The following is an 11,932-nucleotide window of genomic DNA, read 5'->3' as shown; positions in this document are numbered from 1 at the left end:
TCACGCCCCTCCTCAAACCACCCTTGAGGTCGGCTGGCAACTCGTTTTCCGTCCAATCTCATAAAATCTGTCAGGCCGCCAGATGTATGCCCACAAAATGCCAGATAGCTCCAGATCAAATCGACCCAACTTGCAAGAGAAGGTCAATTGAAACATAATGCCTCCGAATAATCGTGTATTTTGCTGCACATGCGCGGACATTTTCTTCGAACACCGAATACACTCGAGTAGTTTACTATAAATTTATTAAACAAGATCAACAGACTCGGCCAACAACCTTTAGGTTTAGGTAAAAGCATGAATTAGTGTGTATTACCCAGAACCAGTAGAACCGTCATTCGCACTAGGAATTCAAATCCCGCGCTACTCTCTCTCTATGAGCTCCTCCATCGCCCTCAAGGAATGGGACACCCAATGCCGTCTGCTCACCGTGGGCCAGCTCTCGCTCTTGATCCGCAAGGGCGGCATCATGGAAACGCACGAGGGCTTCACGGTCGAGCATCGCCGGTTCCTGCTGTACCCCACCTTCCTGCACCAGAATCCGCAGGAGTTGCAACCTGCCTACCGTGCCCTGCTGCGCGAGGACCCCACACCGGGCCAGATCAGGTTCCCGGCGCTGGCCGAGGTCGTGGCCGTCCACAAGGTCGAGTCACTGGATACGGCCCTGAAGCTGGAACCCCTGCAGGCGCTCACCGCTGACGCCATTGAACGGCGCTTTCAGTACCGGGGCCGCCCCTGGGTCCACGCCCTGCTGCTGCGGGTACGCCCGCTGGTCACGCCCCTGGTCCTTCCGGAAACGCCGGGCATGCTGGGCTGCGTGAGCTGGGTGCCACTGAACGGTGTGGAACACGACCTGCAGTTGGATGGCCCCGCCGTGTCCGAGGCAGAACTGGCGGCCCGCCAGCAGCACCTGGAGGAGCTGCTGAGTCCATGAAAGCAGGGAAGGCCCTGGCCTCCCCTTTCCGAAGATTTCGTTGACGGAACGCCGAATTACTGGGCGTCGAGGTCGTAGTTGTTCAGCAGCGTGGTCTGGACGTTGCCGTCGGGGCTGACCAGATTCCAGCCCTTCTTGGTGCCGGCAAAGAACTGGTTGTCGTTCTGAGCAAAGGCCAGGCGCTTGCCGTTGTCCTTGCTCAGGACGGTATCGCCCGCGTCATAGCGGTTGTTGTTGTTGGCATCCCGGAAGACGATCACGCGGTAGGTCCCGAAGGGAACATTGTTCGGCAGGTCCAGAGCGAAGCCACCGGTCAGGAACTTGTCGATCACCTGGCTCTGGGTGCCGTCCGCCGTGTACTGGCCGTTGTTAAACCCCACCAGGGCCAAGCCCAGGTTCTGGCCGGATTGAAAGCCACGCAGCTGGCCCGTCACGTCCTTCTTCAGAGGGTTGCCAGCCAGAGTGCAGGCGCTCAGGGCAAGGGGGGCAAGGGCGGCAATGGTCAGCAGTTTCTTCATGGGACTCCTCCTGGACAGGAAACAGAACGGTTGAGAATGACCCTCTCACCGTAGCGGTTCACCCTGTCGCCCACCACTGCCCTAACCTTCCCGCTCGGCTCATGACTCCCTCATTTGTGGGACAGATCCCGACGGCGGGTGCAGGTGGTGGCTGGAGCCGATTACAGGCAAGAGCCCAGAGGAGTCCTGGCCCACCGTATACTTCCGCCCATGCAGAGGCCGCCCTTCACCGCCCTGGCCGCGGTCTACGACGCCATCATGGCGGACGTGGAATACGACCACTGGGCCGATTTTGTCCTGACCTATGCGCGGGACGGTGGTCTGAATCCAGTGGGCGCCGCGGCACTGGACCTGGCGTGCGGCACGGGCGGGTTCACCCGCGAATTGCAGGCGGCGGGCCTGCACGTCACCGGCCTGGACATCAGCGAGGAGATGCTCGCCGAGGCGCGGCGGCGCCTGCCGGACGTGGCCTTCGTGGCCGGTGACCTGCGGAGCTTCTCGCTGCCCGGCCGCTTCGACCTGATCACCTGTGTGTTCGACAGCCTGAACAACCTGCTCACCGCACCGGACCTGGGCGCGGCCCTGGCGCAGGCGCGGGCTCACCTCCGGCCAGGGGGCCTGCTCGCCTTCGATGTGAACACCCGCCTGGGAGTGCGCGAACTGTGGGAGGGGGACGCCATCGAGGGCCTCGCGCCGTTGCCGGGCGGCGGCGAGGTGCATTATCACTGGTCGCACCACCATGAGGGCGAGACCGGGCTGGGCGTGGTGCAGGCGTTCTGCCGCATCGAGGACGGCGGTGAGCTGCGGGAATTCGTGGAGACCCACCGCGAACGCGGCTACGACCCGGCCGATCTGGAGCCGCTGCTGAGCGCCGCCGGTTTTGCCCGGTGGGAAATCGTGGAGTACCCGGATTACGCCCCCCCCGCCTCCGATGTGCCGCGCATCTGGGCGTTTGCGTGGGCGGGTCCCGCATGAGCCCCTTGCCCGTGCTGGGGGCCGGAGGCTGGGGCACGGCCCTGGCGGTGGCGGCAGCCCGGCAGGGTGCGGTGACCCTGTGGGTGCGGCGGCCCGAGCTGGCGGCCACGGTGCAGGCCAGCCGCGAGAACGAGACTTACCTGCCCGGCGTGACGCTGCCGGACACGGTTCATGTGACGGCAGATCTGGCGCAGGCGACCCACGGAGCGGCCTTCGCGCTGGTGGTCGTGCCCAGCGTGGGGGTGCCGGACCTGCTCACGCAGCTGCCACGCACCCTGGGCGTGGTGCTGTGTGCCAAGGGCCTCGCGCCGGACGGGGAGCGGCTCAGCGCCCTGGCCCACGAGCTGGGGTTTGCCCGGGTCGCCGTCCTCAGCGGCCCCAACCACGCCGAGGAGATCGGGCGCGGCCTGCCGGCTGCCACAGTGGTCGCCAGTGAGGACCATGCCCTGGCCCTGGCCGTGCAGACGGCCCTGATGTCCCCCGCCCTGCGGGTGTACACCAGCGCAGACGTGGTGGGCGTGGAGCTGGGCGGCGTGCTGAAGAACGTCATGGCGCTGGCTGCCGGACTGGTGGACGGACTGGAGCTGGGCGACAACGCCAAGGCCGCGCTGATCACCCGCGGTCTGCGCGAGATGCGGCGTTACCTGCTCGCCCTGGGCGCACAGGAAGACACCGTGTATGGCCTGAGCGGTCTGGGTGACCTGGTGGCCACCGCGACCAGCCGCCACAGCCGCAACCGCGCGGCGGGCGAGGCCATCGCGCGTGGCCACAATCCAGCGCAGGGCGGTCAGGTCATTGAGGGACTGCGGACCGCGGGGCTGCTGGACGCCTGGGCCAGCGCACACGGCCACGACCTGCCCATCGTGCGGGCGGTGGCGCGGGTGACCTCGGGCGCGTGGACGCCGGACACTGGCATCGCCAGCCTGATGGAGCGCGACGCCAAGGCCGAAGAACACGGCTGAGCACGGCTGAACCGGACGGAGCAAGCGGCCCACGCCGACTGCCAGACGCCGCATCTGGTACATCATTTCCAATTTGGGTACAAGTCCTTGTACCCGACCCCCGCGGATGGTACAGTCACTCACCAAGAGCGACTCCCCTTCGCCAGCCCTTCAGCGCCCGGTCCCACGCCGTCTCCCCGCGGGCGGCGAGGGGTTTTGCTGCCGCCCCCTTTCCTGCAAGGAGCCCCACCATGACCACCCTGCCTGTTCAGCCCCTGACCAACTTCGACGAGAATGCCCAGCACATTGCCCGGCGCCAGTACCTGCAGTCCGGCGACGGCGACATCGGCGGCATGTTCCGGCGCATTGCGGACTGGGTGGCGGGGGCCGAGGCTCCCGAGGCGCGCCTGGGCTGGGCCCAGAAATACTATGACCTGATGGCAGGCAAGAAGTTCTGCCCCGGTGGGCGCGTGCTGGCAGGAGCGGGCACGCAGCACGGCAACGTATTGAACTGCTTCGTGCAGGGCGCAACCGAGCACGAACCGAGCAGCTTCGAGGGCGTCATGGAAGTGGCGAAGAAGCTGGCCCTGGTGACCAAGGTGGGCGGCGGCAACGGTGTGAACCTCGACGTGTACCGCGCCCGTTCGGCAGGCAGCCGTCCCGACGCCGGGGTGCGCGGCTGGGTGTACATGGCGGCGGCGCACCCCGACGTGACCGACTTCATCGAGGGCCTGATGCGCCCGCCCACCCAGCCGGACGGCGACAAGCAGCCGGTGGCGGTCCGCAACTGGACCCGCGTGGTCTACGGCGCGGCCGTTCCGCCCGAACTGGTTGTGCTTGCGCGGCAGAACGGGGTGCAGATTGTCCGCAGCCTGCCAGAGGGCGTGCAGAGCGTGCCCGACGACATGGGCGGCATCGTGGACGCGGCGCGCAAGGTGGCCGAGGACGCCAAGCTGGGCCTGGAGCCCCGCCTGGATCTCTCGGACATGCGCGCCGAGGGAGCGCCGATCAAGGGCTCGGGCGGCACGAGCAGCGGTCCGGTCAGCTTCCTGATGGAGATCTTCGACAACTTCCTGGAATGGGCCAACCGCGGCGCCGAACTCAGCGGTCCGATCAACACCCTGCGCTTCGTGTACGCGCCGGTGCTGCGGGTCGTGCGACAGGGCGGCACCCGCCGGGGCGCGGGCATGGCGACCATCAGCGTCGCGCACCCCGACGTGCTGGACTTCCTGACCGCCAAGGACCTGGACCGCGAGGCCGCCGAGGGCGACATCTCCACCTTCAACATCTCCATCCTGATCTCGGCGGCCTTCTGGGACACCCTGCAGGCGGGCGGCGTGTGGCCGATGCAGGCGCAGGAGGTGCCGGGCAAGTATTACCTCGCCGAGCAGACCGGCGAGTTTGCTGGCAGCTGGCCGACCCTGCCCGAGCGGGCCGAGGACGGAGCACGCGGCGTGCCGGTTTACCGGGCCGGCAAGGGCAAGAACGCCCACAGCGGCATTCCGGCGGCGTGGCTGTGGGACCAGATCGCCCAGCACGCCTGGAGCACCGGCGAACCGGGCCTGATCTTCAATGACCGCGTGAACGAATTCAGCGCCCTGAAGAACCTGGGCGAGCGCTACGAGATCCGCAGCACCAACCCCTGCGGCGAGATTCCCCTCACCGTGGGCGAACCCTGCGACCTGGGGGCCATCAACCTCGCCGCCTACGTGGCAGACAGCACCTTTGACTTCGCGGCCTTCCGGGCCGACGTGCGGACCTGCGTGCGCTTTCTGGACGACGTTCTGGACGTGAACGTCTTTGCGCTAGAAGACAACCGGGTCGCCAGCCAGGACCTGCGCCGCCTGGGGCTGGGCGTCATGGGCTTGGCTGACGCGCTGATCAAGCTGGGGCTGCGCTACGACCACGCAGCGGGCCGCGAGATGATCATGGAGATCATGTCGGTTCTGCGCGAGGAGGCGATTGCCGAGAGCGAACGTCTGGGCGAGGAGCGTGGCGTTTACCCGGTGTACGCCCGCCACGAGCAGCAGATGCCCCACGCCCCGCGGCGCAACGTGGCCGTGCTGACCGTGGCCCCCACCGGCACCACCTCCATGCTCATGGGTGTGTCCAGCGGCATCGAGCCGGTGTTCAGCCCGTTCATCTGGCGCAAGATCGGCAGCGAGTACCGGGCGCTGCTCGCCCCCCTGTTCGTGGAACTGCTGGAAACCTACCCCGCCCCCAGCGGCGTGCAGAAAGGCGGCGGCTGGGACTGGGACAAGGTGACCGAGGCTGTCAGCGAGAACCACGGCAGCGTGGTGGGCCTGCCGTTTATCCCTGACGCCCTGCAGCAGGTCTTTGTATGCGCCCATGACATCGCCCCCGCCGACCACGTTCGGATGCAGGGCACCGTGCAGCAGGCCTTTGACGCGCAGGGATTTGCCGCCAACAGCCTGTCCAAGACCATCAACCTGCCCAACTCGGCCACCGTGCAGGACGTGCAGGACGCCTACAGCGAGGCCTACCGCACCGGCTGCAAGGGCATCACGGTCTACCGTGACGGCTCGCGCCAGTTCCAGGTACTCTCCACCAGCAAGAAGAAGGAAAAGAAGACCGAGGAAGCGCCCTCACAGGCCGCCGCGGAGGTCATGGGCGAGCAGGCCGCTCCCACCCCACAGCCGGCCCCGGCTCCCCAGGCCCCCGCTGCCCGCCAGCCGGTGGCCCCCGCAAAGTACGACCGCCCCGCCCGTCTGTCCGGCATCACCGACATGGTGAAGCTCACCGATCCCACCAGCGGCCACCGCCGCTCGTTCCTGGTCACGGTCAACCACCTGAACGGCAAGCCCGTAGAGGTCATGGTCATCAGCGGGCGCGCCGGCGACGAGGCCAACGCCGACAGCGAGGCGCTGGGCCGCGTGGTCAGTATCGCCCTGCAGCACGGCGTACCGGCCCAGGCCCTGATCAAGACCATGCGCGGCATCAACGGCGGGCTGTATGGCAGCTACAACGGGCGTCTGGTGGGCAGCAAGGCCGACCTGATTGCCGTGGCCCTGGAAACCTTCCAGAAGGACATGGAGGCCGCGCAGCTTCCACCCCTGGCTGGGGGCAGCAGCGACCAAGTGCCCGGTGCCCCCGGTGGCGTGAGCGTGGAAGGCATGGACAGCATGAGCCGCGAGCGCTGCCCCGTGTGCGAGGAACGGGCCGTGATCCGGGAAGAGGGCTGCCTGAAGTGCCAGGCCTGCGGCTACAGCAAGTGCGGGTAAATTAATAAAATCCGGGCAGATCGATTTTAAAGGGCCACAGATTCCGAAACGGAACTGTGGCCCTTCAGTTATCATCAAGTAAGTGGAACCGACAGCCATCCAGATCGTCTTACTCGACGGTGATCCCGACGGGATTATATATGCAGAAATGCATGATTGGGCGGGTCAAGTTGCGATATTCCCACGCGATAGGATCGACCAGCTACTACAAAACAACGATTTTGCTTGTCCTGGCTTATACATCCTTGTCGGTGAGAATCAGGCCAACTTTGGCAAAGACTATGTCTATGTAGGAGAAACCGAATCCCTTAGTGCCAGAATAAAGCAGCATATAAATTCAAAAAATAAGACATTCTGGAAAAAAGTCATTATCTTAAAATCAGTATCAGGGAGTCTAAACAAGGCTCACATCAAAAGCCTTGAGGCAAAAATACTAAAGGATCTGAGTGTTGCTGGATCTGTAAACCTCACAAACCAGAATAAACTTTTAGCAGAACCCCACTTGGCCTCTCATGATCACATCAACGTTGCAGCCTTTATGCGACGATACAAACTTATTCTTAGATCACTGGGTTTTAAATTCTTCAGCCTTAATTCTTCTATGGGATTTACAAATGAGGCGAATGGGGCGCCAACAATTTTGGATTATTCAAATCCAATATTCGAATTGAAATCCGTAGGTGTCCATGCATTTGGCAGAATGCTCGCTGATAAGTTCGTCATATCCAAAGACTCAACTCTCCGTCATATCGGCGGCGGATTTTATTCATTTTACTCAAGTCAGCTTATTCAAAAGGGCATTTTGGTGTTGGTGTGCGGTAGTACATACAAATTTACTAAAGATTCTGCATTCACCAGCCCAAGTCAAGCTGCATCGATATTAACGGGTACTTCCAGGTCGGGCTGGGCAACTTGGAAAATAATTTCCACCAACATAACCATGCGCCAGTGGAGTGACGAGATGGAAAAAATATTTGGACTTGAAATGGAGCATCCAGATTGGGACGGAGCGTAATAAAAAAACGGCACAACCAAGATGCTCGTGCCGGGGCTGCGCCATATTCCTCGACCAAACATGCCCTGAATAACCTGTCGCTGGTGGCCCGCGCTGAATTTGCGCCGCTGGGTATCGTGATCAACCTGGGACATTCGGGCATGACCGCCACCAACTTCGGGTACAACTCCATGCACGGCTGAAGCCGGCGTAACTCAACCGCTCACCCCCTCCCCTGCCGACGCGGCGAGCAGGCCCACCCCCACCCCGAGCAGCCACCCCGCCAACACGTCGCTGGGATGGTGAACACCCAGCACCACACGGGCCGCGCCCATCAGCCCCGCGTATAGCGCGGCCAGGGCCAGCACCGGCCAGCGCCAGCGCGTGCGCCACGCCGCGGCGCTCAGCAGGGTGCCCAGCGCGGCGGCCAGGGTGCTGTGGCCGCTGGGATAGGCCAGCCCCGAGGCAGCCACCAGATGCGGCAGCAGCGTGGGACGGGGCCGGGCAACAGCGGCGTTCAGGACGAGTTGCAGCAGCAGGGCCGTGGTCATGCCGCCCAGCAGCACGGCGGCCTGCGTCCGCTGCCGCCACAGCAGGGCCACCCCCAGCAGCGTTACGGGCACCACGACGGCCAGGCTGCCGCCAATGTTCAGAATGCGCGCCGCGCCCACCCAGCCGGGGCCCGCGTGACCGCGCAACCACAGGGTCACGGGCAGGTCGAAGGGCAGGAGTCCGTCCCTCACCACAGGCCAGGTCAGCGCGGACAGCAACAGCAGGGCAGCCAGCGCTCCCGCAGCCAGCCGGCTCAGGCCGGCGCGCCGGGGCCTGGGCATGTCAGCCGCCAGCGGGGCGCAGCACCTGCAGGGCGGCGGGCCACACCTCAATGTCCACCGCGCCGCCGGGCGGACCGGGCTCGCGGGTCTCGCCGTCCACATGAAACACCTGACCGTGGTACGACACCTGCAGGCGTGGGGTGACGTGTTCCCGCACGCTGGGCAGTTCATCAAAGGTGCCGCCCATCAGCGAGGCGACGTAAGCGATCAGGCCGTCACGTTCCTCGCCGTTCACCCGGATCAGGTTCAGCAGGCCGTCACCGGGGTGGGCGTCCGGAGCCAGACGCAGGCTGTTGCTCGTCGCCTGGATGTTCATGACCTCCAGCAGGGTCAGGGGCGGACCAGGGTAAAGCTGCCCCTCCACGGTGATCTGCAGCTCCAGCGGCTCGAAGTCGGGAAGCACCTCCATCAGGGCCCCCACCGCGCGAAACGGACTCTTGGGAGCGTCCGGATCGTAGGCATGCAGCACGTCGGCAAAAACGCCACAGCCGCAGGCCTCGAAAAACACGTCCTCTCCCCAGGGCGCCCGAATGCGCCCGGCATCAAACGGCGCGCTCAGGCCGTCCCGGTACCGTCCGGCCAGCGCCAGTGGGTCGTCGTCCAGCCCCAGGGTACGGGCGATGTTGTTCGACGTGCCCAGCGGAATCACGCCCACCGTCACCCCGGCCCGGCCCACCAGGTGCAGCGCGGCGGCGCGGAAGGAGCCGTCGCCGCCCGCCACGAACACCGGCCCGGTCACGTCCGCCAGCGCGGCGTTCAGGTCACTGGCGTGGGCCGTGGGCCGGTGGCGGGCGTCGAATCCGGCGCTCCACAGGGCGTCCCGCAGCTCGTCCGGCGTGGTCCGCCTGCCCTGTCCCGAGCTGGCGTTGTAGATCAGGACGGCGGGCGTCAGGTCGGCGGAGCCGGAGCGGGGCACGGTCATGGCTGCCACTGTACGGCGCGGGCGCCGGGACGGGTACTCTGGAACATGACCCCTCCCGGCCTGGAGCCCTACCGACGTCCCTCCGCCGCCCGCCTGCGCCTTTACCTGTCCCTGCTGCTGATGCTGGTCCTGACCGCTGTCGTGGGGCGCCGCCGCGAGGGCGAGTTGGGTACCGTAGAGACCCTGAAACGCAGTTCCTTCGCCCGGATCATGTTCATGGACATTGGAGCGCTCAGCACGCTCGGGGCGCTGTATCTGATGCTGAACGGCAAGACAGCGGTGCGGGCTCCAGCAGCGGCGGCCTCACTGGTGGTCGGCAGTTTTGCCCTGCTGCCCGCCCTGGCCTACGAGGACTGGCGGGCCATGCAGGACGAAGACCAGCCGTGAAGCCGGGTCTCCCCCCCTGTATTCATCGTTTCCTCAAGGCGCCCTTCAGGGCGAATGACTACAGTTGGACCATGACGGCGAACGAAGTCACGGTCATCACGGCGGCTTCGGCCGCGCCGGTACAGCCGCCCTCGGCCACCCTGATCTTCAATCCGGGGGCAGGCGGCAGCGGCCACAGCAGTCCAGAAGGGCTCACCGAGGCGCTGCATGGCATCGGCTACCGCCCGGTCTACCGGGCCACCGACAGCGAGGACGCTCTGCAGGGAGCGCTCGCCGGGGCGACAGGAACCGTATTCGTGGCGGGGGGCGACGGTACCATCCGCGCCGCTGCGCTGCGGCTGGCCGGGCGGCCGAATGTCACGCTGGGTGTGATCCCCATGGGCACGGCCAACAACATCGCCCGCACCCTGGGAGTCTGCGGCGAGCCGCAGGACGTGATCGCCGCTTACGCGGACGCGCGGGCAGTGCCCTTTGACGTGGGCCGGGTCCGGGCCCCCTGGGGCGAGGACACGTTTCTGGAAGCGCTGGGGTGCGGCGCCTTTGCCGACGTGCTCGCCGACTACGATCCCGAAAGCGGCAAGAGCCCTCTGCGCGCGGTGGGGGCCATCGGCTCGGCGCTCAGCGGCCTCAATCCGCTGCCGCTGACCCTCTCGCTGGACGGCGCCGCCCAGCCCGAACTGGCCCACCTGTTGCTGGAGGTCATGAACACCCCCGCCACCGGCCCCCGCCTGCCGCTGTGCAGTGGGGCCGACCCCTGCGACGGCTGGCTGGATGTGGTGAGCGTGAATGCCGAGGAGCGCGACGGCCTGCTCGCCTACGCGGCGGCCCTGGCGCGGGACGGTTTCGGAGAACTGCCGAGCGTGCAGCGGGCGCGCGCACGAAGCATCGACATTCCCTACCTGGGCCAGGCATTTCATGTAGACGGTGAGGTTCGCCCGGCCCGGCCGGACCTGACCGGGACCGTGCATGTCGAGATCGAGGCGGCGGCCCTGAGGGTGCTGCGGCCCAACGGCAGGGACTGAGTCATGCAGAACAACCTCGTGTTCCGGGAGGGCGTGCAGGTGATGCGGGTGGACCTGCACGTCCATACCGAGGTCAGCCATGACTGCCGCACGCGGCTGCGCGACATTCCCGCGTGGATGCTGCGGACCAACACACGGGCCATTGCCGTCACCGACCATGACCAGCAACGGGGCGGCCCCGAACTCGCCACAATCGTGGCGGACCTGGGCCTCGCCGAGCGCCTGAGCATCATTCCCGGCGAGGAGGTCACGACTTCGGAGGGCGAGCTGAATGCCCTGTTCCTGCAGGAACGCATTCCCCGGGGGCTGACCCCCGAGGACACCGTCCGCGAGATCAAGGCCCAGGGAGGACTGGTCATGCTGCAACACGGCTTCGATCCCCTCAAGCGCTACCGCCTGCGCCCCGAGGCCACCCTGCGGATTGCCGACGACATCGATATCGTCGAGACCTTCAATTCGCGTCTGTCGCGTCACCGCTGGAACCTCACGGCGGCAACGTGGGCCCACGAGCGCGGGCTGTCAGTCTGTGCCGGCAGTGACGCCCACACCCTACGCGACATCGGGGAAGCGTGGGTGGAAACCCCTTTCCGTCTTATCCGCTCGCCCCAGGACCTGCTGGCGGCCCTGCGGGACGGCAGCGTGGGGGGCAGGTGGACCCATCCCGTCTACGCCTACGGACGCAAACAGTGGCGCACGCTGGGCGGACGCTTCCGGCGAGACTGAGGTGAACGGAAGCAGGACAGCAATCCCGGCCCCTCAGCGTCATCATCCCACCCCAAGTTTTCTCTATACTGCTCCAGCCTGCGGCATTTGCAGCGGCACCCCAGAGCCGGGATGGCGGAATGGTAGACGCATTCGACTTAAAATCGAACGGGCAACCGTGCGGGTTCAAGTCCCGCTCTCGGCACCAGCAGCAGTACCACAGGAACCCCACGCAGGCGCAGCTTTTTCAGGCTGCGCCCCGTGTGTTGAGGCCCTGTGTGTTGAGGCCGCCGTGAAGGGGCGGTGGCCGGTCCCCGCACGGCAGGGGCAGGCATAGAAAAAGCCCCCCTCGTGGGAGGGGGGCTGGGGGTGGAGCATTGATGGAGCGGGAGACGAGATTCGAACTCGCGACATCTACCTTGGCAAGGTAGTGCTCTACCAGCTGAGCTACTCCCGCAATAG

At 65.6% G+C, this 11,932-nt stretch carries 11 protein-coding genes and 2 tRNA genes; 9 read left to right on the top strand and 4 right to left on the bottom strand.

What is annotated here, in order from left to right; all coding sequences use genetic code 11:
• The first annotated feature begins 376 nt into the window (after nt 1-376).
• Complete coding sequence (locus tag IEY21_RS16005; RefSeq protein ID WP_188905343.1) at nt 377-934, top strand: DUF1802 family protein; 558 nt, start codon at nt 377-379, stop codon at nt 932-934.
• Nucleotides 935-990: 56 nt separating this feature from the next.
• On the opposite strand, the gene IEY21_RS16000 is transcribed toward IEY21_RS16005, so the two are convergent.
• Nucleotides 991-1,452, bottom strand: a complete 462-nt coding sequence (locus IEY21_RS16000; RefSeq protein ID WP_188905342.1) for a hypothetical protein — start codon at nt 1,450-1,452, stop codon at nt 991-993.
• A gap of 210 nt (nt 1,453-1,662) precedes the next feature.
• Here IEY21_RS16000 and IEY21_RS15995 point away from each other — a divergent pair, with 210 nt between their 5' ends.
• The 4 genes from IEY21_RS15995 to IEY21_RS15980 all read left to right on the top strand — a co-directional run bounded on the left by IEY21_RS15995 (nt 1,663) and on the right by IEY21_RS15980 (nt 7,625).
• A complete protein-coding gene (locus IEY21_RS15995; RefSeq protein WP_188905341.1) occupies nt 1,663-2,427 on the top strand; it encodes a class I SAM-dependent DNA methyltransferase in 765 nt (254 codons plus the stop codon).
• Entirely contained in the window at nt 2,424-3,389 is a 966-nt protein-coding gene (locus IEY21_RS15990; RefSeq protein ID WP_188905340.1) for an NAD(P)H-dependent glycerol-3-phosphate dehydrogenase, read from the top strand. Before IEY21_RS15995 ends, IEY21_RS15990 begins: the two co-directional genes overlap by 4 nt.
• Nucleotides 3,390-3,619: 230 nt before the next feature.
• Nucleotides 3,620-6,610, top strand: a complete 2,991-nt coding sequence (locus IEY21_RS15985; protein ID WP_188905339.1) for an adenosylcobalamin-dependent ribonucleoside-diphosphate reductase — start codon at nt 3,620-3,622, stop codon at nt 6,608-6,610.
• Between the two features lie 82 nt (nt 6,611-6,692).
• Nucleotides 6,693-7,625 (top strand): GIY-YIG nuclease family protein, encoded by a 933-nt coding sequence (locus IEY21_RS15980; RefSeq protein ID WP_188905338.1) that lies wholly within the window; start codon nt 6,693-6,695, stop codon nt 7,623-7,625.
• A 194-nt stretch (nt 7,626-7,819) separates the two neighbouring features.
• Here IEY21_RS15980 and IEY21_RS15975 read toward each other — a convergent pair whose 3' ends face one another.
• Together IEY21_RS15975 and IEY21_RS15970 are read right to left on the bottom strand one after the other, a co-directional pair.
• Complete coding sequence (locus tag IEY21_RS15975; protein WP_188905337.1) at nt 7,820-8,437, bottom strand: phosphatase PAP2 family protein; 618 nt, start codon at nt 8,435-8,437, stop codon at nt 7,820-7,822.
• 1 nt (nt 8,438) lies between these two features.
• Complete coding sequence (locus IEY21_RS15970) at nt 8,439-9,359, bottom strand: diacylglycerol/lipid kinase family protein (protein WP_188905336.1); 921 nt, start codon at nt 9,357-9,359, stop codon at nt 8,439-8,441.
• Nucleotides 9,360-9,404: 45 nt separating this feature from the next.
• Here IEY21_RS15970 and IEY21_RS15965 point away from each other — a divergent pair, with 45 nt between their 5' ends.
• The 4 genes from IEY21_RS15965 to IEY21_RS15950 all read left to right on the top strand — a co-directional run bounded on the left by IEY21_RS15965 (nt 9,405) and on the right by IEY21_RS15950 (nt 11,678).
• A complete protein-coding gene (locus tag IEY21_RS15965; RefSeq protein WP_188905335.1) occupies nt 9,405-9,746 on the top strand; it encodes a hypothetical protein in 342 nt (113 codons plus the stop codon).
• Nucleotides 9,747-9,817: 71 nt separating this feature from the next.
• On the top strand, nt 9,818-10,768 hold the full coding sequence (locus tag IEY21_RS15960; RefSeq protein ID WP_188905334.1) for a diacylglycerol/lipid kinase family protein: 951 nt from the start codon (nt 9,818-9,820) through the stop codon (nt 10,766-10,768).
• Nucleotides 10,769-10,771: 3 nt separating this feature from the next.
• Entirely contained in the window at nt 10,772-11,491 is a 720-nt protein-coding gene (locus tag IEY21_RS15955; RefSeq protein WP_229753179.1) for a PHP domain-containing protein, read from the top strand.
• 105 nt (nt 11,492-11,596) lie between these two features.
• Nucleotides 11,597-11,678: transfer RNA gene (locus IEY21_RS15950), tRNA-Leu, on the top strand.
• Nucleotides 11,679-11,851: 173 nt separating this feature from the next.
• Here IEY21_RS15950 and IEY21_RS15945 read toward each other — a convergent pair.
• Nucleotides 11,852-11,927, bottom strand: a tRNA-Gly gene (locus tag IEY21_RS15945).
• Nucleotides 11,928-11,932: the final 5 nt, after the last annotated feature.

The organism is Deinococcus aerophilus, from assembly GCF_014647075.1.
Taxonomy (GTDB): domain Bacteria; phylum Deinococcota; class Deinococci; order Deinococcales; family Deinococcaceae; genus Deinococcus; species Deinococcus aerophilus.
This window is presented reverse-complemented; position numbering and strand designations above follow the sequence as displayed.